The sequence below is a fragment of the Caulobacter sp. GW821-FHT09B11 genome (assembly GCF_059418205.1).
The window spans coordinates 55,569-82,200 of sequence record NZ_JBWKPK010000009.1; the positions used below are offsets into that span (position 1 = coordinate 55,569).

General features: G+C 66.3%; 21 protein-coding genes, 1 tRNA gene and 1 pseudogene. 14 read left to right on the forward strand and 9 right to left on the reverse strand.

Features of this window, described 5'->3' with window-relative positions:
• Window positions 1-52: 52 nt before the first annotated feature.
• Together AC07N1_RS08755 and AC07N1_RS08760 are read right to left on the reverse strand one after the other, a co-directional pair.
• Complete coding sequence (locus AC07N1_RS08755) at window positions 53-1,747, reverse strand: B12-binding domain-containing radical SAM protein (protein WP_494671443.1); 1,695 nt, start codon at window positions 1,745-1,747, stop codon at window positions 53-55.
• On the reverse strand, window positions 1,707-2,852 hold the full coding sequence (locus AC07N1_RS08760) for a glycosyltransferase family 4 protein (RefSeq protein ID WP_494671444.1): 1,146 nt from the start codon (window positions 2,850-2,852) through the stop codon (window positions 1,707-1,709). Before AC07N1_RS08760 ends, AC07N1_RS08755 begins: the two co-directional genes overlap by 41 nt.
• A 395-nt stretch (window positions 2,853-3,247) precedes the next feature.
• On the opposite strand from AC07N1_RS08760, the gene AC07N1_RS08765 reads away from it, so the two are divergent.
• From AC07N1_RS08765 to AC07N1_RS08780, 4 genes are all read left to right on the forward strand, one after another.
• Complete coding sequence (locus AC07N1_RS08765; protein ID WP_494671445.1) at window positions 3,248-4,150, forward strand: DUF4915 domain-containing protein; 903 nt, start codon at window positions 3,248-3,250, stop codon at window positions 4,148-4,150.
• A gap of 40 nt (window positions 4,151-4,190) precedes the next feature.
• Complete coding sequence (locus tag AC07N1_RS08770; protein ID WP_494671446.1) at window positions 4,191-6,365, forward strand: HAD-IIIC family phosphatase; 2,175 nt, start codon at window positions 4,191-4,193, stop codon at window positions 6,363-6,365.
• Window positions 6,366-6,367: 2 nt separating this feature from the next.
• Window positions 6,368-7,693, forward strand: a complete 1,326-nt coding sequence (locus AC07N1_RS08775; protein WP_494671447.1) for a glycosyltransferase — start codon at window positions 6,368-6,370, stop codon at window positions 7,691-7,693.
• 105 nt (window positions 7,694-7,798) lie between these two features.
• A complete protein-coding gene (locus AC07N1_RS08780) occupies window positions 7,799-8,407 on the forward strand; it encodes a 4'-phosphopantetheinyl transferase family protein (RefSeq protein ID WP_494671448.1) in 609 nt (202 codons plus the stop codon).
• 23 nt (window positions 8,408-8,430) lie between these two features.
• On the opposite strand, the gene AC07N1_RS08785 is transcribed toward AC07N1_RS08780, so the two are convergent.
• Window positions 8,431-9,888, reverse strand: a complete 1,458-nt coding sequence (locus tag AC07N1_RS08785; protein WP_494671449.1) for a condensation domain-containing protein — start codon at window positions 9,886-9,888, stop codon at window positions 8,431-8,433.
• A 197-nt stretch (window positions 9,889-10,085) separates the two neighbouring features.
• On the opposite strand from AC07N1_RS08785, the gene panD reads away from it, so the two are divergent.
• From panD to AC07N1_RS08800, 3 genes are read left to right on the forward strand one after another with little or no spacing between them, the layout of a single operon-like run.
• Window positions 10,086-10,433 (forward strand): aspartate 1-decarboxylase, encoded by a 348-nt coding sequence (gene panD, locus AC07N1_RS08790; protein WP_494671450.1) that lies wholly within the window; start codon window positions 10,086-10,088, stop codon window positions 10,431-10,433.
• A 35-nt stretch (window positions 10,434-10,468) separates the two neighbouring features.
• Window positions 10,469-11,440 (forward strand): NAD-dependent epimerase/dehydratase family protein, encoded by a 972-nt coding sequence (locus tag AC07N1_RS08795; protein WP_494671451.1) that lies wholly within the window; start codon window positions 10,469-10,471, stop codon window positions 11,438-11,440.
• On the forward strand, window positions 11,427-12,572 hold the full coding sequence (locus AC07N1_RS08800) for a hypothetical protein (protein WP_494671452.1): 1,146 nt from the start codon (window positions 11,427-11,429) through the stop codon (window positions 12,570-12,572). Before AC07N1_RS08795 ends, AC07N1_RS08800 begins: the two co-directional genes overlap by 14 nt.
• Here the strand turns inward: AC07N1_RS08800 and AC07N1_RS08805 are convergent.
• Window positions 12,548-14,578, reverse strand: a complete 2,031-nt coding sequence (locus AC07N1_RS08805) for a pyrroloquinoline quinone-dependent dehydrogenase (RefSeq protein WP_494671453.1) — start codon at window positions 14,576-14,578, stop codon at window positions 12,548-12,550. The genes AC07N1_RS08800 and AC07N1_RS08805 overlap by 25 nt on opposite strands.
• A gap of 273 nt (window positions 14,579-14,851) precedes the next feature.
• Between AC07N1_RS08805 and AC07N1_RS08810 the strand changes: the two genes are divergently transcribed.
• From AC07N1_RS08810 to AC07N1_RS08830, 5 genes are read left to right on the forward strand one after another with little or no spacing between them, the layout of a single operon-like run.
• Window positions 14,852-16,027: a glycosyltransferase family 9 protein gene (locus tag AC07N1_RS08810; RefSeq protein ID WP_494671454.1), complete on the forward strand. Its 1,176-nt coding sequence runs from the start codon at window positions 14,852-14,854 to the stop codon at window positions 16,025-16,027.
• On the forward strand, window positions 16,014-17,000 hold the full coding sequence (locus tag AC07N1_RS08815; RefSeq protein ID WP_494671455.1) for a glycosyltransferase: 987 nt from the start codon (window positions 16,014-16,016) through the stop codon (window positions 16,998-17,000). The genes AC07N1_RS08810 and AC07N1_RS08815 overlap by 14 nt, the downstream gene beginning before the upstream one ends.
• The gene (locus tag AC07N1_RS08820; protein ID WP_494671456.1) at window positions 16,997-18,814 is read left to right on the forward strand and encodes a non-ribosomal peptide synthetase; all 1,818 of its coding nucleotides are present in this window, start codon (window positions 16,997-16,999) and stop codon (window positions 18,812-18,814) included. Before AC07N1_RS08815 ends, AC07N1_RS08820 begins: the two co-directional genes overlap by 4 nt.
• 2 nt (window positions 18,815-18,816) lie before the next feature.
• Window positions 18,817-19,884 carry a glycosyltransferase family 9 protein gene (locus tag AC07N1_RS08825; protein ID WP_494671457.1) on the forward strand — a complete coding sequence of 356 codons (1,068 nt, stop codon included), beginning with the start codon at window positions 18,817-18,819 and terminating at the stop codon, window positions 19,882-19,884.
• The gene (locus AC07N1_RS08830) at window positions 19,881-21,662 is read left to right on the forward strand and encodes an ABC transporter ATP-binding protein (RefSeq protein WP_494671458.1); all 1,782 of its coding nucleotides are present in this window, start codon (window positions 19,881-19,883) and stop codon (window positions 21,660-21,662) included. Before AC07N1_RS08825 ends, AC07N1_RS08830 begins: the two co-directional genes overlap by 4 nt.
• A 4-nt stretch (window positions 21,663-21,666) precedes the next feature.
• Here AC07N1_RS08830 and AC07N1_RS08835 read toward each other — a convergent pair whose 3' ends face one another.
• The 3 genes and pseudogenes from AC07N1_RS08835 to AC07N1_RS08845 all read right to left on the reverse strand — a co-directional run.
• Window positions 21,667-22,170, reverse strand: a complete 504-nt coding sequence (locus AC07N1_RS08835; RefSeq protein ID WP_494671459.1) for a hypothetical protein — start codon at window positions 22,168-22,170, stop codon at window positions 21,667-21,669.
• Entirely contained in the window at window positions 22,167-23,570 is a 1,404-nt protein-coding gene (locus AC07N1_RS08840) for a GMC oxidoreductase (protein ID WP_494671548.1), read from the reverse strand. Before AC07N1_RS08840 ends, AC07N1_RS08835 begins: the two co-directional genes overlap by 4 nt.
• 63 nt (window positions 23,571-23,633) lie before the next feature.
• A pseudogene (locus AC07N1_RS08845) lies at window positions 23,634-23,756 on the reverse strand (NAD(P)-binding protein); the annotation flags it as partial.
• Here AC07N1_RS08845 and AC07N1_RS08850 point away from each other — a divergent pair.
• Complete coding sequence (locus tag AC07N1_RS08850; protein ID WP_494671460.1) at window positions 23,714-24,844, forward strand: glycosyltransferase family 4 protein; 1,131 nt, start codon at window positions 23,714-23,716, stop codon at window positions 24,842-24,844. The pseudogene AC07N1_RS08845 and the gene AC07N1_RS08850 sit on opposite strands and share 43 nt — an antisense overlap.
• An 8-nt stretch (window positions 24,845-24,852) precedes the next feature.
• Window positions 24,853-25,713, forward strand: a complete 861-nt coding sequence (locus AC07N1_RS08855) for an aldo/keto reductase (protein WP_494671461.1) — start codon at window positions 24,853-24,855, stop codon at window positions 25,711-25,713.
• A 224-nt stretch (window positions 25,714-25,937) separates the two neighbouring features.
• Here AC07N1_RS08855 and AC07N1_RS08860 read toward each other — a convergent pair.
• Together AC07N1_RS08860 and cpdR are read right to left on the reverse strand one after the other, a co-directional pair.
• A tRNA-Val gene (locus AC07N1_RS08860) sits at window positions 25,938-26,012 on the reverse strand.
• Between the two features lie 189 nt (window positions 26,013-26,201).
• On the reverse strand, window positions 26,202-26,558 hold the full coding sequence (gene cpdR, locus AC07N1_RS08865; RefSeq protein WP_110119269.1) for a cell cycle two-component system response regulator CpdR: 357 nt from the start codon (window positions 26,556-26,558) through the stop codon (window positions 26,202-26,204).
• Window positions 26,559-26,632: the final 74 nt, after the last annotated feature.

The following is a 26,632-nucleotide window of genomic DNA, read 5'->3' on the forward strand; positions in this document are numbered from 1 at the left end:
CATCCGCCGCCTGCCAGTCCGGGCAAGGCGCAGTCCACGATGAATGTTCGCCTCAGCCATTCATGGCCACCAGGCTATCGCTCAAGCTCCAGCCGGCGTCTCGGCCCAGCCCCTGCCAGCGTCGCTCGGCCCCTTCCCACTGGAAGACGCCGTAGGGGTTGGGAATGCCGTGCTCGGCCATGGCGCGGACAAACCGGCCCAGGCGATCGAATCTCTCCTCGGCCGACAGATCGCGCTTGACCAACTGCGGCGTCACGTTCAGGGCGCGGTTGACCTCCAGACTGAACCGCATCCGAGAGCCATAGGTCTCGGTAAGACTGTCGGAGTTGGCCAGGCCATCCGCGTGATATTGGAAAAGCCAGGCGTCAGCCTGGAAAATGGCGCCTCGATGATCATGGATGAAGTCGAGCGTCTGGTTGAATTCAGCGTCCGTTTCCCCCGGATAGCCGACCACCCAGAGCGTGCTCGTCATCACCCCGGCTCCCGACAGCGCTTCCAGGCTTTTCGACATCAGCGTCGGCGTGGTCATCTTGACCATTTCGTCGAGGATGCGCTGGCTCGCCGACTCCATGCCCAGGCGCGCCCGATAGAGCCCGCCTTCTCGCCACCGCTTGGCCTTGGCGGGATCGATGCACGACTTGTCCGCGCGGAGATAGCAGTCGAACTGATAGCTTCGTCCAAGGCGCGAAACCTGCTCGGTCAACGGTCCGATGACCGAGTTCGACAGGGAGTCGCAGATATAGAACGAGCGCCGATTGTAGCGCGTCGCCAAGGCCTCGACCGTCTCGAACAGCTTCCCGCCGGAGGTCTTTCTAAAGCCGTCCCAAAAGACGGTTTCAGCGCAGAACGAACATTCGAACGGGCACCCTCGCGAACTGGACACCGATAGCTGAAGGTAGCGTTCGATATCCAGGTCGCCGTAGTCCGGCTGCGGCAGGTCGTCGAACTTCAGCTTGGACTGCGCCATGTCGCGGGCGACCAGGATGCCGGACGGCTGCGACGGGTTTTCGAGGAGATCGAGGTAGGGAACTTCCCCCTCGCCAACGACGAAGAAGTCGATCTCGTCATGGGCGTCGTAGAAGTTACGCACTTCTTCGAGGTCCGCGGTTATGCCCATGATCGGCCCAGGACCTCCGGCCACCGTGCGGATCTGGCGGTCGAAGCGCTTGGCGAGCCGCGCGGCGAAAAGGGACCCAGCCCAAGTAGAGTTGAACAGTGAAACGCCGACGATCTTGGGACGGATGCGCTCGAGCCGCCCCAAGACAATTTCTTCCACCCGCGCAAAAAGTCGATCGAACAGATCGTCAAAACGACGCGTGTCGAGTCGCGCCATGACATCCGCCAGCGGCTGCTCCAGAACATTGAGCACCTCCGCCACCATCGATACATAGTTCGGGGCATGCCGGGCGTTGATGTAGAGCACCTGATGCATGGCAAGCATTTCGGTGCCGTTGCGCTCGATACTGAAGCCCTTCCAGAAGGGAAACTGGCGTTTGACCTCCTCGAAATAGAGCTGCTGGAAGCGGAACACTCCCGGCTCGATGTTCAGGTCGAGCAGGTGCACGTCGTGGCCGTGCCTGTCGCCGTAGGCCTTGAGGGAACTCACCCCCAGCGGCACGCATACCGGGTCCCAGAAGTGCGGGACGATCAATAGAGCTGTCGTCATCGGCGCCCGCTCCGCTTTGAGGCTCGATTGGTTTGGAGTTTCATTGCAAGGCCGACGACGCATCGGGCTGGCGGCCGCCATAGACGGCCCCGTGTCCCATCCCGAAGATCATCGCGCTGGGATCCTCGGCGCCGATGCGTTCGGCGTAGGCCCGCGCGGTCGTCATCGCCAGTCCCGACACCCGCTCGTAGACGTGCGGCCGCAGCAGATCCTCAAGGGCGTCCACCCAGCCCGAGATCTCCTGCGGCGGCGTCACCGGCGTTGGCGCGCCCAGGCTTCCGTGCGCCTGTTCGTACCGCTCGATCGGCGCAACCTCGACCAGATAGGGGACGCCGAGCATGGCCTCCGGAAGTCCGCCGACGCGGCTGGCGATGACCGGTATGCCGCGGAGCATTGCTTCGACAGCAGTCACGCCGAAGGCTTCATCCCAGAGGGAAGGCATCAATAGAACGCGGGTCTGCTCGAAGATGTCGTCGATGTCGTCCGAAGCCGCCAGCAAGGTGACATTGGCCTGGACCGCCAGCTTGGCCAGGTCGGCTTCGCTGGTGGCCCAGGTCGGCACGGCGGCGAAGCGCAGGTCGGGGCGCCGGCGCGCCAGCTCCAAAAAGATGTCGAGACCCTTGATGGCTGAAGGGTTCACCAGGGTGACAAACGGCCGGAGACCTGGGGCGTCCGCGGCGGCCCTGGGCGGATCGTATCGCCTGAGCGACAACACCCCCGCGTCGATGTCCGACCAGCGGCGGATGTAGTCCCGCATGTAGCGGCTGCCGCAAAGGACCTGATCGCAGCGCCCGAGACTTTCGGCGGACCGCGCGTCGAACACCGCCGCGCTCGGGCCGAAGCCAAGCTCCGCGGTCGAACGGACGATGCGGACGATACGCCCGCCGCCGTCCAGCGCCGACCTCACAATCAGTGAGGCCTTGTCAGTCCCCGTCACGACGACAACGTCCGGTCGCCAGGATCGGCGCACCTGATCGAGATGCGACAACAAGCCGGTCAAGCGAGCGCCGCTCCCCCCCGGACGCTCGACGACAAGATCGACGCTCGCCTCCGGGAGTTCGTGTCGACGGATTTCTCCGGACTGGGTGCGAACAGCCTGAACCGCGGGCGCTTCGACCTCGGCGCGCGAGACCGGCGAGACGATCGCATGGCACCGATGGCCGGCGGCGCTCAGCCAGCGCGCCAAGAAACGGTCAGATTTCGTTCCACCGCCATGGGCCCGAAGATACGGCCCCCGATGCACGAAAAGAACCCTCACGCGTCACTCACTCCACCAAAGCGGGTACATAAGGGCTGACCCAAGGGCAAGCATCTCGACGCGATCATCCGCTCACAAACGACAAGTTTTCAAGGTAGAAACAAAGCAATATATATCGATGCCTAAATATTCATCGAAAACTGTGAGTATCGATGTGCCTTTGACGCGGGCGCAGTGTCAAGGCTTGTTTTCGCTATCCAGTTGTGCGCACCGTCGGTTCGGCAGGGGGTTGATCGACCCTGGGGTGTGTCCGGGGAGGTGGGGCCGCACTTCGCCGCCGGCCTCCCGACAATCGAGTTCCTTTTGTCAGCTTAGAGAGTGCAATGGTCGACAGTCGCTGGAATGGAATATTCGACGATCATATCATCTTGGTTTCCGGCCTGAGCGTCGACGAACGGTGCGGACTTTTCCTGATCGACGGCGAAACTGTAGTTACCATCGACCGAATAGATACTACGGGTATACATTTTTCGGATGGCGTCCTGCACCGAATTCTGCCGCGCCAAGCGGCTGCAGGCGTGGTCGGACGAATGCTGTCCTACTCGGCGGACGGCGTTCGCGGGACGCCCACGCTCGAAAATGTCGACGAGCCGCACGACGTCCGGCGCTATCGCGGCGAGACGCTGTGCGTTTCCACGGGCACCAACGCCGTGGTGCGGATTCTAGAGGACGGCCGCACGGAGGAGTACTGGCGCGCGCCTGGCGCGGGCAACTCCTGGCACCTCAATTGCCTTGCGGAAATCAATGGCGAGCTGGTGATCAGCGCGTTCGGGCGATTTGCCGAACATCGCGAATGGAACCAGCACAAAACCGACGGCTCGGGCGTGGTCTTCAACATCAGCCGGAACGTGGTGATGGCGGGCGGCCTTTGCTGCCCCCACAATCCGCGCCTCTGGAACGGAGACCTGATCGTCTGCGATTCCGCCGCGTTCGGCTTGGTGGCGATTGATCCAAACGGACAGATCGTCCGTCGCAGATCGCTCGGGGCGTGGACCCGCGGCCTGCTGCTCACGCCCGGCGCCTTCTTTGTCGGCACCAGCGCGCCACGCGATTTTTCCGGCGTGCGCGACCACGGCTCCGTGGAGGTGCTCGACCCGACTAGCTGGGAGACGAAGCGCAGCATCCCGTTGCCCTGCCGCGAAGTCTACGACGTCATCGCCGCGCCGCGCTCGATCGCCGCCTGGTTCGGCGTCTCGCTGTTCACCAAAGAGGCGGAGTCGGCCTGAGGTCGGCCGCGTTCGTTCTCGCCATTCAAGAGCTTCCAAAATGTTCGACGCCAATGTTCAGGCCAGCCAGTCTCTGAGGCTTTGCGCCAACTTCAATCTGGGCATCATCGCGCGCACGTCAGCCTTCCTCATCGACAAGACCGGTCTTGGCTTGCCGATCAAGGTGCTGGACAACGAACAGGCGCTGCTCCAGGTGCAGCGCCTGGCTGGCGCCGGCGTGATCGATGGCCACCATGATCTGGTGCTGTTGCGCCTGGCCTCATGGTTGGGCGGAGCCGGCCTTCCCGAAGCTGATCGCGCCCTGGTGCTGCAGGAAACCGTCGCGCAGTTCATGAACACGCTTTCGGCGCTGGCTGGAACCGAGGTCTCGGTCCGCCTGGCCTTGGCGCCCGACGTGGCCACCGGCAGTCCGTCTCTCGACGAGGCCATCGCCCGACAGCGCGCGTGGATTCTCGCCAACGCCGCGCGCGCGAACGTTCGCTGCCTGGATCTGGCTGACGTCGCAGCGCGATACGGGGTCATCGAGACGACTCAGCAGCACGACGAGATCGGCGCACTTCTGCCGTTCTCCGAAGAGCTGCAGGCCAGCATCGCCGCCGCCGTCGTGCACGACCTCTATCGCGAACTGGGACGGCAGAGAAAGGTCATCGTCGTCGATTGCGACAACACGCTTTGGGACGGGGAGTGCGCCGATGGCTCCATCCCTGGGCTGGCCGCGGAGCATCTATCCCTGCAAGCGTTTCTCGTGCGGGCGCGTGAGCGCGGCGTCCTGGTGTGCGTCTGCAGCAAGAACGAGCCGGCCGACGTCGCCAACGCCTTCGCCAGCACGCCAGGGATGGTCCTGCGCGAAGAGGACATCGTCGCTTGGGAGGTCGGGTGGGATGCGAAATCCACCGCCATCCGGCGCCTGGGCGCCCGGCTCGAGCTGGCCCTGGATAGCTTCGTCTTCATCGATGACGACCATTTCGAGTGCGCGGACGTTCGCTTCCACTGTCCGGAGGTGGTCGTGCTGCACAAGCCGCCGCAGCCGGCCGATTTCGAACGCATGCTCTCGCACGCCTGGTTCCTCGATCCCGTGGCGTCGACCAAGGAGGACGCGGGGCGCACGGCCTGGTACCGCACCCAGATCGAGCGCGCCGCCCCTGCGGACGCCCAGCAGGCGGATCTGGACGCCTTGCTGCTGCGCCTGGATTTCAAGGTCGATCTGGCGCCGCTGAACGAAGAAACCCTGCCGCGCGCCTCGCAACTGACCTTCCGGGCGCGGCAATGGAACAACCTGCGCCACGGCTTGTCGGCCGACGACCTGCGCTCGCTGGCGCGGCGCGCACGGGTTGTCACCGTCCAGGCCAGCGACCATTTTGGCGACTACGGCGTCATCGGCGTCGCCGCCATCGCCGTCGCCGAAGGGCGCGCCCAACTGGACCTCATGGCGTTGAGCTGTCGGGCCCTGTCAAAAAACGTCGAACTGAGCATGCTGCAATGGGCGGCCGGCGCCGCGCGCGACGCCGGAGCCGTCAGCCTCACCGCGCCGGTGGAGATCACCGCCCGCAACTCGGTCCTCCTGGCGGCCTTGAACGCCTATGGAGGGACCCAAGCCGGCGCCCCCGCGGACGGAACCATCTTCACCTTCGAAGTAGAAGGCTTCCTGGATCGCCTGGCGCCGACGCCGTACGGATATCGGTTCATCGCCGATGGCCAGTCGGACGATCCGCTGAGAGCCATTCGCGCGGCCCAGGAGCAACTGATCCTGCCGTCGGCGGACAACCGATCGTCCGAGGCTGAAAGTCTCGCCGACATCGCCGGCACGCTCAATCTGGGTCGGCGCCTGCTGCGTGGACAGAGCGAGTGGTTCGCCAACGCCGACCACGAGGGCGGCAGCCTGGCGCCTCCCCGCACGCCGACCGAGGCCAGCATTCTGGAAATCTGGCGCTCGGTCCTGTCGATCGACCAGATCGGCGTGGATCAAGACTTCTTCGACATCCAGGCGGATTCGCTGCGCGCCGTGCAAATTCTGAGCCGCATCAAGCGGCACTTTAACGTCGAGTTGCCGCTCAGCCTACTGTTCGAGCGGGCGTTCACGATCGAGACCATCTCCGAGGCGGTCGATCTGGCGGTGATCTCCCAGGCCGCGCCGGATGTGATCGATCAGGAAATTCTCGCCCTCGCCGCGTTGAGCGACGAGGAGGTCGCCGCCCGGCTGCAGGCGGGCGCCTAGCCATGGCCCGCGTCTTGATGACCACCTTCGGCACGCTGGGCAACACGGTTCCCTTCGTGGAATTGGGACGCTTGCTCCAGGCGCGGGGCCACGAACCGCAGCTATGGACGAACGCCCCGTTCGCGCGCCGTTACGAGCAGGCTGGCTTCCCGGTCCACGCGCTCGACACGGACGCTGAATACGCCGCCTTTCTGACCGACGGGCCCTTGCTGGACCGGCCGTCCACGCTGCCCGCGGTCTACCGGCGGCACTATCTCGACAAGGTCGAGCGCGAACTGGAATCCATGTCGGCGCAGGTCGAGCCTGGCCGAACGGTCGTTGTCGCCCATGACGCCCCCGGACTGGCCGCTCGGATCCTGGCCGATCGGCATCGCTTGCCGCTCGTCTCTGTACTGACCTATCCGAGCCATGACCTGGCCGCAGAGGTGCTCGAGGAACTCATCTGCAACGCCTTGGCCTCGGATATCGAGGCCCTGCGCGCCCGCACCGGCGGCTCGCGAAACGATCTGCGGACGTGGTGGCGACTGCCCAGCCACTATATCGGCCTCTGGCCGGCCTGGTTCAACAACCACCCCGGACCGCGAAATTCGAAGCTTAGCGAACCGGGCTTCCTGTTCGAGACCCCCGAACCGCCGCCTCCGCCGGAGGTGGAAGACTTTCTAAGTCAGCCTGGCCCCCGCGTGCTGATCACAGGCGGCACCGGCGGGCTGTCCGGAGAGAACTTCTTCGAGCTCGCGCTTGGCGCGGTCTCGGCCTTGGGCGTGCGTGCGCTGCTCGTCAATCGTCGCCCGGCGCCCGCCGCAGAAGGCGTCCTTCAGGTCGATCGGGTCCCGTCGCTGAAGGCCCTGATGCCACGGGTCGATGCGATCATCCATCATGGCGGGATGGGCACGATCGGCCAGGCCCTGGCCTCGGGCGTCCCTCAGTTGATCATAGCCGACGGCGGCGATCGTCCGCAGAACGGCCATATCCTGCAAGCGCTGGGCGTCGGGCGTGTCCTGACGCGGCGTGACTGGCGCGTGGAGCGGGTCAGCCAGGCCCTGTCCGCCCTGCTGGGCGATCCGGCCGTCCGCGCCGAAGCGCGACGGCGCAGCCAACTGCTGGCGGATCAAGATACAGGCGCGGCGATCTGCGAGGTGATCGAGCAGATCGCTCGCAAGACCACGCTGGTGGAAACATGCGCGTTTCCCATCCAGCGAGGACGCGAAGACGGCGTCCTGGCGACACCCGGCCTTGCACACGCCGACGCGATCACCGCCCTGGCGCCCGAGCGCCGCTACCTGCTGGCCAAACTCATCGCCGAGCGGCAGGCCAAGGGCAGGACGTAGGCTCGGCGCGACATGAGGCACAGCGAAAGCAGCGACGGCGCGACCGCGGGGGTCTGGCGGGCTCTGTTCCCATCGGAGGTGGCCGTCCGTGTGGCGACCGCGTCGATGTACGAGACCCCGCCCTGGCCGATCGAGCAGGACGCGGTGGCTCACGCCTCCCTGAAGCGCAGGCGGGAGTTCGCCGCCGGACGCGCGGCGGCGCGAGCGGCCCTGGGTGATCTTGGCCAGCGGCCTGCCGCCCTGCCCCGCGGCGCCGGCGGCGCCCCTGCTTGGCCCACAGGCTTCGTCGGCAGCATCTCCCATTGCGCTGGACTATGCCTGGCCGCGGCGGCCAGCGGCGCGTCGGTCGCCGGCCTGGGCGTTGACGTCGAATGCGCCGCGCCATTGACCGAAGACGTCGCGGCGATGGTCGCCGCCCGCGACGAGCTGGACGTGGCTCGGCGTCGGCTTCCTCGACGGATCGATGCGGCGGGGTTTTTGTTTTGCGCCAAGGAAGCCGTCTACAAGGCGCTCTACCCGATCCTGGGCACGTTCCTGGACTTCCCCGACGTCCGCGTCACGCCCTTCGAGACCGATAGAGACGCCGGCGGCGCTTTCAGCGCGACCCTGCTGCTCGACGCCGCCCGCCTTGGCGGACATCGGCTCCATGGTCGCTGGCTTCACGCCAGCGCCATCATCGGCTGCGGCGTTACACTAGCGGCGCCGAGCCGATGAGGCGGCTGCCCGCCCGCCCCGTCTCATGTTCTGGCGATCGGCGCGAATATGTCGTCGCTGGCGCGCTGGATGATGTCCGCCAGGCCCGCCAAGACCTCTTCACCGCGCAGCATCCCCTTGCTCGGCGTCACGCACGCCAAGTCGAGCCGCTCGCCGCGCCGTCGCGTCCAGAGACGCGTCCGCTGATCGGCCGAGCTCTGGGTGCTGGGCTCGGTCGGCAGCCACGTCGGTCGGGACCAGCGACCTTGCCACGTTTCGGCGGGCTGCTCGTGCAGGCCCGAAAGGTTCAATCGCGCCTGCGCCCGGGGCGGCCGCTCGCCGAAGAGCAGTACGGCGTGGTCGGCGTGCTCGCGGGCCGCCAGATAGTCGGCGCGGGCGCGCAAAGCCAGGCTGGCGAAGCTGTCGCCGGGTTCGACGACGACGCGCGTGAATTCCTCGCGCGCGAAATTGGCCGCCATTTCGGCTTGCTCGGCCATTGGCCTGTTCTCGACGACCATCGAAAACAGGCTGGCGCCGCCCGCCGAGCCTGCGTTGAAATGAGCGCCCAGCGCAGCCAGCACCACCATGGCCGGCGTCATGCCCAATCCCTTGGCCAGCGCGTCCACCTGTCCCCATGGCAGGGTTCCGAGCGTCCGCGCGGACGGCGGCCCGGCTTCCTCGCGCTTCTCCGCACCGGCCGCCAGCCCCGCTTCCGCAAGATAGGTCGCCCAGAATGCGCGTTTGGCGGTCAAGTCTGCTTCGTCGATGCGATCGAACTCGAAACGGCAGTAGTCCTGGTAGCTGAGATCGAGGGCGGCCGGCGGCGAAACCTCGGGATCCACCAGACTCTCGTAGAAGCGCCCGAGGTCGCGCAGAAAGATCTCGCGGCCGATCTCGTCCAGCGCCACATGGTGCGAAACCAGCGCCAGCAGGCTGCGCCCGTCGGTCAAGGTCCATACGCCCAAGGCCATGGGGGCCTCTGTGAAGAGGTCGAACCTTCGGTCGATGAAGTCCTTGGCCAACTCCAGAGCTTGAGCCTGGTCCCGCGTCGTCGCGTCGAACCGCATCTCGACGGCCTCCGGCGCGAGCAGAACCTGCCTGACCTCGGCGCCGTCACGCGAAAAGCGGACGCGAAGCGCATCATGGCGCTCAATGACGGCCAGGGCTGCGCGACGCAGCGCCGACTGGTCCAGGCCCAGGGCCTCGATCAGATAGACGCCGCCGACCGTATCAGCCTCAAGCCTCGCTCCTTCGATACGCCGCAGCCACGCGGCCTGTCCGCGCGACAGCGGCGCCGTTCCGTCCGCGTGCGGTCGATTATCGGGCCGAGAATACGGTTTGATCAGCGCCAGCGCCGCGATGAGCTCCGCTCGCCGATCCGCCATGGCTTGCCGCAAATGCGGCTCCAGCGCGCCGGCCGGCGCTCGATAGCGCAGTTCCCCATCGCTGAGGCTGAGGCGCACGCCCTGCCGTCGCAGGTCAGACAGCAACTGGTGGACCATGCCCGCTTCTCCAAACGCCAGAACGACCAAAGCTCGCCCAATGGTGGGCGCGGCCTGATCTGCAACCTGAACCCAGTGGGCGTTCGTCGAAGAATGCAAGCCCCGCCCGCGGCGTCGCCGCATCGGCGGGGCGCAAGGCGCGGCCTAGCGGCGCAAGCGACCATCGCCGCTCGCCCTTTCAACATCGGAGATCAAAAATGCTCGTCAACATGATGCGCGCCAAGCTGCATCGGGTCACAGTCACCCAGGCCGACAAGGACTACGAAGGCTCCATCGCCATCGATCGCGATTTCCTCGGCGCCGTGGGGATGCTGCCCCACGAGCAGGTCGATGTGCTGAACATCAGCACCGGCGCGCGCTTCACAACCTACGTCATCGAGGCTCCGCGGGGCTCCAGGACCATCGGCGTCAACGGCGCCGCCGCTCGGCTGGTTCAGACCGGCGACCTGGTGATCGTCGTCAGCTACGCGCAAATGACGCTGGACGAAGCTTCGGCGCACGAACCGCGCGTGGCGTTGTTTGGCCCCGGCAACGTTCAGCTCTAGCGGCGCAACCCCGACGTTCAAACTGGAGCACGATTGTGAAAATACTGGTTTCCGGCGGTTGCGGATTCATCGGCTCGCATTTGATCGACCGCTTGCTCAAGCGCTCGGACGTAAGCAGCCTTGTCGTCGTCGATAACCTCTGGACGGGGCTCACCGCCAATCTGGCGCATATCGACGACCCACGCCTACAGGTGATCGTCGCCGACGTCGAATCGATCACCTACGACAAGCTGTTCGACGAGGTCTATCACTTGGCCTCTCCGGCCTCGCCGCCATGGTATATGGCCCAGCCGCTCAGGACGGTTTCGGCCAATGTCAGCGGCGCTTTCGCCCTTCTCAGGGCCCTGCGTGACGACGGCCTCTTCTGCTTTGCCTCGACTTCCGAGGTCTATGGCGATCCCATCGTCTCGCCGCAGCCCGAAACCTATCGCGGCTTGGTGGACTGCACCGGACCGCGCGCGTCCTACGACGAAAGCAAACGCTGCGTGGAGGCGATGCTGTTCGAGGCCAAGCGCGTCCATGGCCTGAGGATCAAGGTCGTCCGGTTGTTCAACGTCTACGGCCCCAGGACGCGACGCGACGACGGGCGGGCCGTCTCCAATTTCGTCACCCAGGCGCTTACCGACAGGCCGCTGACGATCTACGGCGACGGCCTGCAAACGCGCAGCTGGGGCTATATCGACGACATCGTCACCGCGCTCGAACGCTTCTTCTGGCTCGACGGCGTTGATTTCGCGGGGCCGCTGAACGTGGGCAATGATCGCGAGATCAGCGTCTTGGAAGTGGCGGAATACGTGCGCGACCATATTCCCGGCGCGCGCATCGTCCATCTGCCGCCGACGCCCCAGGATCCGACCAATCGTCGGCCGGATCTGGCCTTGATGAGGCGGGTGCTGCCCGGTTGGGATTGCGCGGTGCCCTACGAGGAAGGCGTACTGCGGTGCATCGACTGGTTCAGCGGCCGGAACGACGTGCGCGCCGGAGGCGTGGTGCATGAACAAGCCTGAGTTCGGCTTCGACACGCCGCAGCCCGCCTACGCTCCACCGAGCGCCTACGATCGCCTGCCCCCACATCGCCTCGCGGCCGACTACGATGCGGCCATCGGAGACTACGTGGCGCGCGTCGCCTCGACCGAAGGACTCCTGGCGGTGTTTTCGTTCGGCAACGTCGGCTATCCGGGGCTTTCGGACATCGATCTGCTTTGCGTCGTCGACGACGCCGCCCCCGGGCCGGCCATCGAAACCCTGCGCCTGGCCGCCGGCGACAGTGATCTCTTCACGCACGGACCAATCGTCGTGCCGCTGTCGGTCTTCGATGGTCTCAACTGGATACTCCGAGTCACCGACTACGATCGGCGCCATGGCGCGCTCCCGCCTCCGCGGCCTCTTCCCGCCGCTCAGCAAAAGGCCATCTGGCGCGCCATCGTCCTCGACGGCCTGCTGATGCGCCTCATGCAGCTGGAACGCCAAAGGCTCGGCGGCAAAGCGATCAACACCCGGCAGTGGAACTGCCGCCTCTGGAGCATGCGCTACTATATCGGCCTCACCGAGGAGATCGGCGTCGCGCTGAGCCCCGGCGTGGAAACTTTCCGCCGAGACATCCTGGCGCTGCGGCGGGCTTGGTCGGAAGACGCGACCTGGGAAGCCCAGCGCGATCAGACCAACGACCTCATGGGCCGCTTTGGGGGGATCTGCGACGAGATGTTGTGGGCCCTGAACGACGACCTGGCGGCCGACGTCGAGCTGGCGCTGAGACCGCGGCGCCGGTTCGTCTATAGCAACGTCTCGCTTCTTTCCCTTGGCCGCAATCAACGCTGCGGCGCGGCCATCTCGCCTGTCAGCGGGAAATACCGGGTTCGCGAGCACGTCGTGCTTCGAGCCCCTCCATTGGTCACCGCCCATTGCGCGCTGCACGCGGCCCCGCCCAGACGCGCTGGCCAGGCCGCCGAGGCGCTGATCGAGCGCGTGCGACTGCTCGACCGCCACGACGCCTTCATTCAGATGAAGCAATTGGGCGGATCGCTCCGCTATCGCGGCGCGCTCTCGCTACCGAACAGCGATCCAATGGCCCGTCTTCTGGAACGGTGGCGCGGCCAAACCCTGGCGGGGGGGCGTCACGGCAGCGCGAAGGCGACGTAGGCAGACCCCTGCGGCCCCTTCTTATCCTTTCCGCCGCTGGCGGCGATGACGATGTACTGCTTGCCGCCCACCATGTAGGTGGCCGGTGTCGCCGTTCCCGAGAAAGGCAGGGCTCCGGTCCACAGCAGGCGGCCTGTTGCGGCGTCGAAGATGCGGATTTTCCGATCATAGCGCGTCGCGGCGATGATCAGCAGACCGCTCGCGGTCAGGACGGGGCCGCCGTAATTCTCCGACCCCGTGTCGCGAAGACCCGCCGCGGCCAGGGCGGGATACTCGCCCAACGGAACACGCCAGAGGTATTCGCCGGTGTTCAGATCGATGGCGTTCAGGGTGCCCCAAGGCGGCTTGGCCGCCGGATAACCATCCGGATCGAGGAACTTGCGGTGACCCGTGAACAGATAGGGGGAGCGATCGCGCTCTACGCCTTTCCCGGACCGGGGCATCGCGCGCCCCTCGCGCAAATAGGCGACGAAAGCGTCCCGCTCCTGACCGACCAGAAAGGGGAACGCCGGCATTCGGCCTCGCCCGCCCGCTATGACCTCCACGACGTCCTGATGGCCGAGCCGCTTGCCCAGATCGATCAGCGAGGGCGTCTCAGGCGGTTGGCCACGCCGATCCGGTCCGTGGCAAGCCGCGCACTTGTCGGCATAGATCTCGGCGCCGCGATCCTGGACCGACGGCGATCGAACCAGCCCACCGGTCCAGGGAAGGTCGTTGGCGTTGACATAGAGCACCCCGGCGCGCGGATCGACTGCGGCTCCCCCCCATTCGGCGCCGCCGTCGAAGCCCGGAAACACGACCGTCTGCTTGTCCACCTCCAATGGCGTGAACTGGCCCCCGACGCGGAATTTGCGCCATTGAGCGGCGGCGTAGGCGGCGGCGTCCGCCGTTCGGTCGGTGAGCAACTCCTGCGTCAACGTCTGGCGCGCGAACGGGGCCGGCTTCAACGGGAACGGCTGTGTCGGGCTCGACGCCTCGCCAGGCACCTGACTGGGCGGCACGGGCCGTTCGACGATAGGGAAGAGCGGCGCGCCGCTCTGCCGGTCGAACAGGAAGACGTAGCCATGCTTGGTGACCTGCGCGACCGCATCGATCCGACGCCCGTCGCGCCGCACGGTGACCAGCGTGGGCGGGGCGGGCAGGTCCCTATCCCAAAGGTCGTGGTGCACCGTCTGAAAATGCCAGAGCTTGCGCCCGCTCGCCGCGTCGAGCGCGACCAGCGTGTTGGCGTAGAGGTTGTCGCCGCGCCGGTCGCCTCCATAGAAGTCGCCGCTCGCCGACCCCGTCGGCACGTAGACGACGCCGCGCTGCGGATCGACGGCCATGCCGGCCCAGGCGTTGCCACCTTGACCAGGGCCGCTTCGGCCCTCCCCTTCCTGGGGCCGTGTGAAGAATGTCCATCTCAGACGGCCCGTGCGCACATCGAACGCGCGCACGGCGCCTGGCGCGGCGGGTTTGGTCTCGGACGTCCTGAACCCGACGATGACCAAGTCGCGATAGAGCGCGCCGGGGCTGGTCAGATAGACGGCGACGTTCTCCGGATCGACCCCCAGCCCCTTGCGAAGGTCGATGCGGCCACCCTCGCCGAAGCTGGTGATGGGCTTTCCCGTCGATGGATCGAGCGCGTAGAGGTAGCCCATGACGCCGGCCAGCAGGCGCGGTCGCCCGCCGCCGGGCCAGTACACCAAGCCACGGTTGGGTTGACCGCTGGTCAGCCCCGAGGCGAACCGCCACTTCTCCCGGCCGGTCGCGGCATCGAGCGCGATCACCTGCTGGTCTACAGTGTAGGCGAACAGGACGCCGTCGACGATAAGCGGATTGGTCTCCAGCAGGCCCTTTTCGCCATTGTAGCGCCAGGCCTGCCGCAGGCCGCCGACGTTGCGCTTGTCGATTTGGCGCAGCGGCGAATAGTGCTGCCCCTCGGCGTTCCCGTGATAGACGGCCCAATCGCTGTCCGGCGCCTTGCACCCCACGGCGATGAGCGCGAGCGCTAGGCTCGTCGCCACATTAGAAGCGCGCCGCGCCCACGCCCTATTGACACTCACCAAAGCCTCCACATTGTAACCTTGGATTGCGCGTATAGGTATTTGATTCTGACCATCCGCGCCAAGTGACGATTAAGGCTGCGAGAAATAGGTCGTTATATGCAACTTTTCCGGCGTTTTTGTCGAAATGGAAATATAAACAGCGCCATTCTTATCCATTTTTCTCGTGGCGGAGAGAATATTGGGTGCGACTTCGACGGATCAGACTTTTCACGTCGTTCGCAATAGACAAATATGACCCTTCGTTTTTTCAGTAGGGGTCTGCTGGGCGCTCGGCTCGCGTTTTTCCTTCCGCGCACCAACCGAGCGCCGCCGCGCGGCGTCCGAAGGATCATGGCCTTCGGCATACCCTCTATCGGCAACACCCTGCTCTCCGCCTCGATGTTCGCCGCCTTGCGGACGCATTTCCCCAAGGCTGAGATCGCCATCGTCTACCGTGAGCAGCGAGCCGGCGCGGAGATCCTGCGCCACATGGGACTGGTCGACCGGGTTTATTTCCTGGATCGCGCCAACCCCGCACGTCGTCTGCGGCAGACGCTCGAGGCCGCCGCGTTCAGGCCGCAGATCGTCATCCGGCCCTTCTTCTGCGTCAGCCTCTACTTGCCTGTCGTCGCCCTGGCGCGGCCGCGTTGGCGCGTCGCCCACGTAGCCAGCGACGGCTGGGACGGCGGCCATGACCAGGCCTTCAACCGGCCCGTGCGCATGCGTTCAGGCCAGCACGAAGAACAGCGCTACCTGGACTTGGCGCGAGCGCTCGGATGCTCGCCCTCCCCCGACCGGCCGGTCTTTCCGATCCGGCCTGAAGACGAAAAGACCCTGACGACCTGGCTCGCCGATCGTGGCGCGCCGGCCGAGGCGCGGCTCATCGCGGTGCACATGGGCAGCAGCCCGGGCCAGACCTGGAAGCGCTGGCCACAGAAGCATTGGCGAGACCTGATCGAGCGGCTCCGCGCTGAGCCGGACACCTACATCGTCATGCTCGGCGACGCCGATGAAAAGCCCCTGTCGACGAGCATTCTGGCCCAGCTGGGGCCGTCACGCCTTCTCGACGCCTGCGGTCAGTTCGATCTGTGGACCTCCGCGGCCCTTCTGGCCCGGTGCGCGGCCCTGGTGTGCAACGACAGCGGCCTCATGCATCTGGCCGGCGCGGTCGGCACGCGCGTTGTCGCCTTGCTCGGCCCGACCGATTTGGATCGGACGGGCCCCATAGGGGGCGAGGTGATCAGGCTGGGCCTGCCTTGCCAGCCCTGCTTTCAACTCGCGGGCAAGGACGCGGTGGAGGCCTGCGGCCATCGCCGCTGCCTCGACGACCTCATGCCCGACCTTGTGCTCGACCGCATCCTTCGCGGTGCGCCTTCGCCCCTCATCGCGCATGCCCCGACGGAGCAGATACCTCATGTCCGGCCCTAAGTTCTGGTGCAGCATCGCCTCCACCGAGCCGCTGGTGATCTACACCGTCGCCCAGCACCGCACCGGCCCGCTCGGCGCGGCCGCTTTTGTCGGCGACCAGTTCGCCGACCAGCCCGTCGTCTTTCTCGTCGGGCGCTGGTGGTCTTTCGCCGTCAGCGGCGCGGCCGAGGCCTATGCGCGCGCGGCGACTGAGCATCAGCGTCGCCACCCGCGCCACCAGTTCCTGCTGCTCTGCAACGACCAGCTGGAACTGCAGGAAGCCCAGCGCGTGGGCGTGCCGGCCGTCAGAGGCAATCACAATGTCTTCGTTGACGAGGAGCGCTACACCGCCGCGACAGGCGCCGCATGCCGCGATGCGATCTACGTGGCGCAGATGCATCCCTACAAGAACCACCACCTGTGCCAAGACTTGGACAGTCCAAGCCTCGTCTACCACAATGTGGCGGCCAACGATCCGCGGTACTTTGAATTTATTCAGAAATTGCTGCCCCAGGCGCGCTACGTCAATCACCTCTCGGGCGACTATCATGAACTGACATCGGACGAGGTCGCCGGCGAAATCCGCGCCGCGGCGGCCGGCCTGTGCCTCTCCACAGTCGAAGGGGCCATGTACGCCAGCATGGAATACATGCTCTGCGGGCGCCCCGTCGTGTCGGTCCCGTGCGTGGGCGGGCGCGATGAATTCTTCGAGCCGGACTATTGGATCCGCGCCAGCACCCGCCCGCCCGACATCAGGAACGCCGTCGAGGCCGCGGCCGCGCGCCAGATACCGCCTCAGCAGATCCGGGACGACATCGTCGCGCGCGTGAACAGCTATCGCCAGCGCATGCAGGATGAGATCGATGATTTCGTGCGCCGGCAGGTGGGCGCGGCTTACCTGAACCTCTCGCCGAAAGGCTTCAACAAGCTCCTGTCGGTCCATGACGCGGACACTTTCGCGGTCCGTCTCGAGACCGCCCGGCGCGCTCCATGACCACGATGGTCCAGCGGCTCGGCGGCTTGATCGACACCTGCGCCGCATCCTCCGCACGCGTCGCCTTCGCCGCCGACGGTTTCCGAGCCACCTACGACGAGGCGCTGGCCGAGATCAGCCGCCTGGCCCGCACGCTCTGCGAGATCACCGTGGCCGGCCAGGTGATCGCCGTGCAGGGACACCCGTCGCCGGCGATGACCGCCGCCGCCGCCGCCATTGTCACGAGCGGTCGGGTGCTGCTGCTGCTCGATGCGGCCACGCCCCCCGCACGGCAGGCCGATCTTCGCGAGCGCGCCGGCGCGTCTCTGGTCCTGGCCCTGGAGGGCGGAAGCTCCGAGTTCGCAAACTCCATCGAATACCGGTGGGGCCGTGCGCTCGAAAAGCCGTCCACCGCCGCGCAATCGATGCGGATATTGCCGCCTGAGGCGTCGCAGGTGTTCTTCACCTCCGGGAGCACCGGCCTTCCGAAGGGGGTTATCGGGACCTTCGAGAACCTCAGGTGCTTCATCGACTGGGAGGCGCGGCAGTTCTCCGTGCAGGCCGGCGACAACTTCGCCCAGGTCACCCGCCCGACCTTCGACGTCATCCTGCAGGACATGTTCGTCCCGCTGCGCTGCGGGGCCAGGGCAAGCTTCTTCCCGCCCGGTGCCCCCATCGACCAGCCGCAATTCGCTCTGCAAATGGCTCGCGCGGAAGTCACGACGATCCATACCGTGCCGTCGGTTCTTCGCCATTGGGTCAACGATCTGGCCGGGCCGGTCGATTGGCCGGATCTGCAATGCGTCTTCCTGATTGGCGAACCCGTGGAGGCGGGGCTCGTCCGAAGCGCACGGCGGACCCTGCGCGGCCCCCATCGGATCATCAATCTCTATGGCACCACCGAAACGGGCTTCGAGACCTGTTTCCATCAAGTCGCTCTCGAGCCGGCCGATCCGGTGCCAGCCGGGCGGGCCATGGCCGGCGCCAAGGTCCGCATCCTGTCGCCCGATGGCGATCCGGTCGCCGACGGCGCGACGGGAGAGATCTGCCTTGAACACGCCGCGGCCAATCTGGGCTACCTGGGCGAGCCCATGGAGCGCAGCGGATACCGCGGCAGCGCCTTCGCCGACCGCATAAGCCCGGTGCACTACCGCACCGGCGACCGCGGCATGATCCGCGGCGACGGTGAATTGGTCGTGCTCGGGCGGCTCGACGACGAAATCAAGATCAACGGCGTTCGCATCCATCCGCGCGAAATCGTCCGTCGCCTCCAAGAGATCGCCGGGATCGTGGATGCGAGCGTGGTCGCCGACAAATCCGCCGGCCGCGCCCGCCTCCTCGCCGCCTACGTGGCCGGTCCGGCCGGCCCCGACGAACAGCAGGTCCGAGCCGCCCTTCAGCGGACGCTCCCCGCCGCCTTGCAGCCCTCGGTCCTCCGCCGAATGCCCGCACTCCCCCTCAACCCCAACGGCAAGGTCGACAAACCCCGTCTTCTTCAAAGCCTGGCCGACGACATCCGGCCCGCCCCCGCGCAGTGGGTCTGTCGTGACGACGCCGAGCGGGAAGCGCGCGACCTGATCTCGTCGGCCTGGACGCAGTTTCTGGGCGGGCCGCCGGCGCCTTCGGACGACTTCTTCGCGGCGGGGGGCGAGTCGATCGCCGCAGCGCGAATGGCGGCTTTCTTGTCGGCCCGCTCGGGGGTGGATCTGCGCCCGCGGACGATCTTCGAGGCCCCGCGCGCCGACGAACTGGTCGAGCGCCTCGCCAATCTTCTTTGGTATTCTGGACGGTCGCCCGCCGTGACGAACGCGACCGACGAGGAGGGACGGCTCTGACGATGCGAATCCTAGTGGTCAAGACAGGCGCCCTGGGCGACGTCGTCCGCACGACCGGCCTCCTGCCAGCACTGAGAGCACGCCATGGAGACGCTCGCATCGACTGGGTGACCAGCCCTGCTCACCTTCCCGTGCTGGCAGGCAATGACATGCTGGAGCGACTGCTGGTCGTCGACGACCTCCCGAACCAGCCGGCGGGCGTCTATGACCACGTCCTGATGCTGGAGGAAGATCACGCGCTGTGCCGCATGGTCAGCGCCCTGGCGCCCGGACGCGTGTCGGGATGCTTCATCGAGCAGGATCAGGTGCTCTATACGGACGACCTGGCCGAGTGGTTCGGCATGAGCCTGCTGCGTCCAGAGGCGATTGGCGGCCTGACACGCGCCAATGAGCTCAAGAAGCTCAATCGCCGAGGCTACCTGCAGATGTTGTGCGAGGGGCTGGGCCTTCCGCTCGAGGCGGCTCGCACCGAGGTCCCCCTTTCGGAGGATCACCGGCGGGACGGCGTCCTCTGCATCGGCGGCCGCTCTCTGGGGCGACCGGTGATCGGGCTCAACGCCGGCGCCGGCGGTCGCTGGCCGACCAAGACCTTGCCGCTTGATCTGGCCGCCGACCTCATCGGGCGCCTGGCGGATAGGTACGACGCCCACGTCGTGCTGTTCGGCGGAGCGCCTGAACGCGCCTTCAACCAGGAACTCTGGGCGCACTTCGGCTCGCGTCACGTCGCGGTCGCCCAAACGGCGGGCGACATCAAATTGTTCGCCGCCGCCGTCGCCGCCTGCGACGCCCTGATCACGACGGACTCCTCGGCCATGCATTTCGCCATTGCCGCACGCCGTCCGACCATCGCGCTTTTTGGCCCGACCCCCGCAAGCGAGATCGACGACGCCCCGGGCCTCGTCAAGTTCGAGACCACCCGGGATTGCGGCCGTTGCTATCTGCCCGCCTGCCCCATGTCCGTGCCTTGCATGCACGAGGTCGATCTGGCCGCGATCATCGACGCCGTCGATCGGCTGCTGCGGCCTTGCCAACCTCTGGACGCCGCGCCCGCCGCACTGGGGGCTGCATGAACGCCTCGTCATCTTCCGGCTGGGCGATGGCCAGGTTCGTCGGCGGCGTGTGGCGCGAACGCCCCGGCGCTCTGGCCGCCATTCTCGCCGCCGTACTGACCTCCACGGCATGCGACATAGCCGTGCCGTGGACGGCTAGTGCTTTCCTTGCCGCCGTCTCCCAACACGGCTCACAGAACGAGGCGATCCGTTTGTGGCTGGCGCTCTCGGCGCTGTACGTCGGCCTCTACGGCGCAAAGCAGATCGCGTTCCGGTTCAATGCGCGGTTTTCGGCGCGGAACATGGAAGCGATCATCAACCGCGCCTTCGTCGCCTTGCAGCGACAGACCGCCCACTGGCATACGCAGAACGCGACCGGCGGCATTGCTCGCCGCGTGACCCGCGGCTTTTGGGCCTACGACACTTTCTCCGACGTCGTTCTGCTGGGACTGGGTCCGTCGCTCCTGGTTCTGATCGGGATCGCCGTATCGCTGACGGTGCGCAACGGAGCGGTGGGGGTGGCTTGCCTCGTCGTCATCGTCGCCTATGTCGGCCTCAACGTATGGCTCACGGCTCGCCACGTCAGGCCGGTGAACCTCCAAGCCGGTCTCGCCGACACGGCCATCGGAGCCGCGCTCACCGACGCGATGGCAGGCCATCAGACCACGAGAACCTTCGCCATGGAGCAGGCCGAAGCCGAGCGCTTCGCCAGCGTGACCCGGCTCTGGCGCGCGGCGATCGTTCGCTCATGGGACCGTTTCGGCGACCTCTCGGGCCTGATGGGAATGCTGATCGTCCTGCTTCAGGCCGCCATAAACGGGGTCCTCATCTGGAATTGGATTCACGGCGCCGGCTCGGCCGCGGACGTGGCGTTCGGCTTGACCGCGTTCATGCTCGTCAGCGGCCATCTGCAAAGCGTCGGCCAGATGGTGCGCAATCTGCAAAAGGCGATCGACGGCCTCGATGACGTCGCTGAACTCATGGAGTCCGCGCCGCCGGCGCCGCGGTCTCCCGCTGCGCCCTTTCGAGGAGACACGGGCCACATTCGCTTCGAAAACGTGACCTTCCGCTATCCCGGCCGCACAGATCCGCTTTTCGAGGACCTCGAATTGGAGATCAAGGCGGGCGAGCGCGTGGCTTTCGTCGGCCAGTCGGGTTCGGGCAAGTCGACCCTGTTCCACCTCATGCTGCGCTTCTACGGCCTGGACCGGGGACGGATAGTGATCGACGGCCAGGACATCGCCGAAGTTGACGCCGCCAGCTTGCGGCGGCGGATCGCCTGCGTGCAGCAGGACACCACGCTCTTCCACCGTTCGATCCTGGAGAACATCGCCTTCGGGTCGGAGAGCCTGGACCAGGAGCGGCTCTCGATGGCCGCGCGCAAGGCCGCGGTCGACGACTTCGTATGCAATTTCCCTGATGGATACGAGACGCCGGTGGGCGAGCGAGGCGCTCGGCTTTCCGGCGGTCAGCGACAAAGGATCGCTCTGGCGCGCGCGCTGCTGACAACCGCCAAGATGGTTTTGCTGGACGAGGTCACCGCGAGCCTCGACGTCGCCACCGAGGAGCGTGTCTTCGAGAGCCTGATGGACCTGGCCGCCGGGCGCACGATGGTGATGACGGTTCACCGCCTGCGTCTCGCGTCGCGCTTCGACCGTATCGTCGTGTTCGATCACGGGCGCATCGTCGAGCAAGGCAGCCATGCTCATCTGATGGCGCTCGGCGGACGTTATGCACGCATGGTGCGTCTTTCGACCATAGAAGGGGGCGCGGCGACGACCTCCGAGCCGGCCGAATGAGCGCTCAAGAACCGGCTGGCTGGACGCGCAAACGGGCCAAGTGCGCCTCTATCCTCTCCACGCTGATTTTGTCGGGTCCGCGATAGTCTCCAACCGCCCGATCGTCGCCGCGGACCCTGTGGTAGAAGAACAACGTATAGAGGAAGGAAGCGGCATCGCGCGACGCAGTGTCGTCCAGCCGCATCAAAGCGGCCGCTCCATGCCCTTCCGGATCCGCCGCGAGACGGTCGATCCAGCCCCTCACGACGAGTTTGGCCTGGGCGCGTAGGCCATTGTCGGAAAACAGCCATTCCTCAATGCGCCGAATGAACGCGTCGTCCCCCCGCGAGACGATGCACGCGCCCGACAGCAACGCGTCCACCAACTCCGCCGCCGCGCGCCGATGCGCCGGAGACCACGGACCCGGCCCATTGACCGCATCGCCATCGGACGCGGCGGTGGGAGCAGCATGGGCCGCAGGATAGACGACCGCTCGCATGAACTCATCGATCCAGTCGGGGCGCTTCATCGAAGGTCTCCACGCCGCGCGCGCTGCACCATATGGTCGCTCGCTCGCCAGGCCAGGGCCATGATCGTCAAGGTGGGATTTTTGTCGGGGTGAGAGGCGAAGACGCCGCCGTCGCAGATGGCGACGTTGGGCACATCCCAGAGCGCGCCCCACGGATCGGTTGCGGCTTCAGCTTCGCGCGCCCCCATCCGCAGGGTTCCCAGTTCATGGATCGTCCTTCCGCCCGGCGCCATGGCGGGCGCATCCTCGACGAGGCGCCCGCCCAGCCGCTCGATCAGGTCCATCGTCGTCGCGCGCATGTGGGCGTGGCGCCGGAGGTCCGCATCTGACCAGCGCCAATGGAATTTCAAGCTCGGTATTCCCCAGGCGTCGGTCGCCGCACCGTCCAGTTCGCAACGGCAATCGGCATTGGGAAGCATTTCGCCGCGCGCGGAGAAGGTGACGATGCTCCGCCGATGGGCTTCCAGATCGCCGATCATGCCGCTGGCAAAATTGTCCACCGCCATGGCGCCGATCAGCGGATCCACACCGAAGCGGTGAGGCCCATAGTACTCGAGGTGGTAACCACGTGGAAAATCGAGCGGCTCGGACGCGAAGGGCTTTGGATCCCATGGCGCGTAGCGCCTTGGTACGGCGATCCCGTCCTCGTCGCGCTCGTGCTCAAGCACGGGAAAGGCCGCGCGCAGGGTAAGATCGATCGTGTCGGTCAGGTGAAGTCCGACATGACCGCCGAACGCGGCCAGGCCGTCGGGAAAACGCGGCGATTTCGAGTTCATCATGATCCGGGCGCTTTCGCACGCGCCTGCGGCCACAAAAACCGCATCGGCCTGCACGACGAAAACCTCGCCGGTGACACGGTCCATGCATCGCACACCTGAGGCGAGCCCCGCCGCGTCGACCAGGATTTCGACGGCCGCCGCCGAGTGACGCAAAGTCGCTCGCCCGGTCGCCAGGGCGAGCCTGAGCAGCGCCAAGCTGGCGATGTCGCTCAGCGCCTCCGGCTGAGCCTCTGCGGGCCCTCCGCTTCGGTCGGGCAGCGCGACGATCCGCGCGGGCGCGGAGGCCCGCCCCTGCATCGCCAGCCCGCCGTCGACCAGGATGTCGGCCAGCTGCGCCGGCAATGGCTCAAGCAGATGATCGTCGACAAGCCGCCCTTCGATCCTGTCGACCGGCTCGCCGTGGACGCCCAGAAGGCGCTCCACCCTGTAATAGTAGGGCGCCAGCTCACGATAGCCGAGCGGCCAGTCGACCCCCAGCCCGTCGCTGGACCGACCCGTAAAGTCCCGCTCGTCGAAGCGCAGCGCCACCCTGCCCCAGGTGTTCAGGCGCCCGCCGACGCTGCGGCTCCTGTACCAGCGGAAAGCCCCTGGCGGGTCGCTGGCATAGGGCTCGTCGGGCAAGTTCCAGCCGCCCTCCTTGCGCGGTCGCCGGTCGTCCAGCTGGACTGGAGTGCGGCCGCCGGCCTCCAGCACAAGCACCTCAACGCCGTGTTGAGCCAGAACATACGCCGCCGTCGCTCCGCCAGCGCCGGATCCGACGACGATTGCTTCATACCGGCGAGCCGTGCCAGCTTCACTACCTGACATTGGATTCGGTGCTCTCAAGCATGAATGTGCTCAATCTGTTTTTCTCCCCCCAGAAATTTTACAGCGGAATTACAAGACACATCAGCGCCGTAGCCGATTGTTTCAAGCAGCATGGCCATCGATCTCTTGAGCTGGTCCTGCCAGAGACTGAATTCAGGTATCTCGGACAAGCCTCAGACCAGCCGCGCCTCCCCCTGGTCGGGCTTTCGTCAGCCCTATCCGAATGGATCCGTGCGCAAGGCGCGGACGTCGTCCATGTGCACAATGGCCAGCGCGGCGATCTTGGCGTCTATCGCGCGATCCATTCCGCTTGCTTAAATTCGCGAATACCTCTGGTCAATACAATATACGACCTTCCACAACGAAACAGTGACAGCATTGTTGAAATATTAAACACCGGATGCCAAATAACAATCACGAAACTTGTTGGCGATATTGCTTTCGAATACGCGAATGTCAGGCCGGCGGCCGTGATACCTCCAGCCATTGATTGCAACTTCAAGACCGCCGGACCGCCGCCCGATCTCAGGACGATCGCCTATCCGGCGCGCCTGGTGCCGGAGAAGGGGGCCATGACGGCGGTTCTGGCGGCTGGCCATGTAAGCGCCCAGCTTGGCGAACTGCGCCTGCTGCTGTCGGCGCCGACCGAGAAGTCCCGGGCTTTCGTCGCCGACCTGCAGGCGGCGGCGCGCGCCTTTGCCAATCTCAAACTGGAGTTCAACCCCACCGGCGACGTCGCCTGGATGTACGAACAGGCGGCGCTGACGCTCGTACTGCCGCTGGTCAGGGAAGGCTTCGGGCTCATACCGGCCGAGAGCCTGCTGGCCGCTCGCCCCTGCATCGTACTGCCCTCGGGCGGGCTCGACTGGGTTCGCGACGTACCCGGCGTCCATCTGGTGGGCCCCAGCGATCTCACCAGCGTCGCCGAAGCCATCCTGGACCTGCTCTCGAACTGGCAAGACCATGCCGCGGCGACAACCGCCGGCGCCGCGCAAGTCCGCAGCCTCCTCGCCGCCCCCGTGGTCATGGATCAATTGCTGACGGTCTACCGGCGACTGATCGTCCACGCCGCCCCGCAAGAGGCTTGAGAACCACCGTGTCGTTCGCCGCGGGCAACATGAGCCATCCGCCCGCCTGTCGGGTTGCGGAGATCGACATCCCGGCGATCGGCCTGGGCACCAGCGAATTGAATGACGGGCGCGCCCAAGCCGCCGTCGAACAGGCGCTCCTGCTTGGCTATCGCCACATCGATACGGCGCGCGCCTATCGCAATGAGCATGAAATCGGTCGCGCGCTGGCGGCGAGCGGCTTGCCGCGGCGGGACGTGTTCCTGACCACGAAGGTGTGGAAGGACCAGATGGCGGGCGCCGAGTTGCGGTTCGCGGTAGAGGCCAGCTGCCTCGGCCTGGGGGTCGATCAGGTCGATCTCGTCCTCCTGCACTGGCCCAGCCCCAAGTTCCCGCTTGCGGAGGTCATGCGCGCACTGGGAGCCGTCCGTCGAGACGGCCTAGCCCGGGCGATCGGCGTTTCGAACTTTCCCAGCACCCTGCTCGACCAGGCGAGCAAGGCATGCGACCAGCCGCTGGCGGTAAATCAGATCGAGTACCACCCCTTTCTGTCGCAAAGGCGCGTCCTGGCGGCCTGCCGCGCGCACGACATGGCCGTAGTGGCCTGGTCCCCGCTCGCCCAGGGCCTCGCCGCCAAGCACCCGCTGCTGGCCGCCATAGGCCGGCGCCACGGCAAGTCGGCCGCGCAAGTCTCGCTACGCTGGCTGATCCAGCAGCAGGGCGTGGCGGCGATCCCAAAGTCCGAACACCCGGATCGGCTCGCCGAGAACATCGCCATTTTCGACTTCACGCTCAGCGAGGCCGAAATGTCGGAGATTTCGGCGCTCGGCCAACAGGGACTGCGCCTGGGCGACCATCTCCACCCCGCGTTCAGTTGGGATACGGACTGAACGCCCCGGCAAACCGGACCGCGCCAGCTTTCAACGATCTCATGCAGGCCGCGCATCCCACCGGCATGCGCTCAGCGAGGCCTACGCAGGCGGCCAAAGGACGCCGCGGAATAGGCTGGCGAGGGTCTACCGTGGGGAGGGTCTTTGAGGGCAAGCCCCAGAAGCAGCAAACGGCCACAAGCGTGATAGCTCGACAGGCCTTTGGCTTTACCCGAGGAAGGGGATGGTGGACGCGACAGGGATTGAACCTGTGACCCCTACGATGTCAACGTAGTGCTCTCCCGCTGAGCTACGCGTCCGCCGAAGCGATCCGAAGCGCCTCAACGAGGCGTCCCGGCCGGGAAGGTGTGGGGGTATAGCGGCGGCTTGGCCGGGGCGCAAGCCGCCGAAGAAACTTTTTCGGAGAAGTTTTTCGGAAGGCTGTGGAGGCTTGGAGCGCGCCAGGGTCAGGTGCGTGCGGCTGACCCGCCCGGGCGCGCGTCAGCCCTTTAAGCGGCCATCATCTTTTCGACTTCGGAGACCAGGTCGCGCAGGTGGACGGGCTTGGACAGCACCTTGGCGCCGGCCGGGGCGCGGTCCTGGGCCGACAGGGCCACGGCGGCGAAGCCGGTGATGAACATGATGCGCAGGTCCGGGTCGCGGGCGGCCGCCTGGCGCGCCACCTCGATGCCGTCCATGCCGGGCATGACGATGTCGGTCAGCAGCAGGTCCCACGGGTGGTCGAGGTGCCCGACGGCTTCTTCGCCATCGGCGCAGGCCGTGACTTCGAAGCCGGCGCGTTCGAGCGCCCGGGCGAGGAAGCCGCGCAGCGAGTCGTCGTCTTCGGCGAGGAGGATGCGGGCCATGTCGCTTACGTGTCCGTTGGAGCTCGTCTCTGGAAAGCCGAATCTAGGCCCGGGACGGTAAATCGCCGGTGAAC

Excerpts from the sequence above, each read along its gene's own strand:
- AC07N1_RS08770 (WP_494671446.1), top strand. The coding sequence starts at position 4,191 with ATGTTCGACGCCAATGTTCAGGCCAGCCAGTCTCTGAGGCTTTGCGCC.
- AC07N1_RS08820 (WP_494671456.1), top strand. The coding sequence starts at position 16,997 with ATGACCACGATGGTCCAGCGGCTCGGCGGCTTGATCGACACCTGCGCC.
- AC07N1_RS08815 (WP_494671455.1), top strand. The coding sequence starts at position 16,014 with ATGTCCGGCCCTAAGTTCTGGTGCAGCATCGCCTCCACCGAGCCGCTG.
- AC07N1_RS08810 (WP_494671454.1), top strand. The coding sequence starts at position 14,852 with ATGACCCTTCGTTTTTTCAGTAGGGGTCTGCTGGGCGCTCGGCTCGCG.
- cpdR (WP_110119269.1), bottom strand. The coding sequence starts at position 26,558 with ATGGCCCGCATCCTCCTCGCCGAAGACGACGACTCGCTGCGCGGCTTC.
- AC07N1_RS08780 (WP_494671448.1), top strand. The coding sequence starts at position 7,799 with ATGTACGAGACCCCGCCCTGGCCGATCGAGCAGGACGCGGTGGCTCAC.
- panD (WP_494671450.1), top strand. The coding sequence starts at position 10,086 with ATGCTCGTCAACATGATGCGCGCCAAGCTGCATCGGGTCACAGTCACC.
- AC07N1_RS08755 (WP_494671443.1), bottom strand. The coding sequence starts at position 1,747 with ATGGCGGCCGCCAGCCCGATGCGTCGTCGGCCTTGCAATGAAACTCCA.
- AC07N1_RS08785 (WP_494671449.1), bottom strand. The coding sequence starts at position 9,888 with ATGGTCCACCAGTTGCTGTCTGACCTGCGACGGCAGGGCGTGCGCCTC.
- AC07N1_RS08835 (WP_494671459.1), bottom strand. The coding sequence starts at position 22,170 with ATGAAGCGCCCCGACTGGATCGATGAGTTCATGCGAGCGGTCGTCTAT.
- AC07N1_RS08800 (WP_494671452.1), top strand. The coding sequence starts at position 11,427 with ATGAACAAGCCTGAGTTCGGCTTCGACACGCCGCAGCCCGCCTACGCT.
- AC07N1_RS08775 (WP_494671447.1), top strand. The coding sequence starts at position 6,368 with ATGGCCCGCGTCTTGATGACCACCTTCGGCACGCTGGGCAACACGGTT.
- AC07N1_RS08825 (WP_494671457.1), top strand. The coding sequence starts at position 18,817 with ATGCGAATCCTAGTGGTCAAGACAGGCGCCCTGGGCGACGTCGTCCGC.
- AC07N1_RS08765 (WP_494671445.1), top strand. The coding sequence starts at position 3,248 with ATGGTCGACAGTCGCTGGAATGGAATATTCGACGATCATATCATCTTG.
- AC07N1_RS08830 (WP_494671458.1), top strand. The coding sequence starts at position 19,881 with ATGAACGCCTCGTCATCTTCCGGCTGGGCGATGGCCAGGTTCGTCGGC.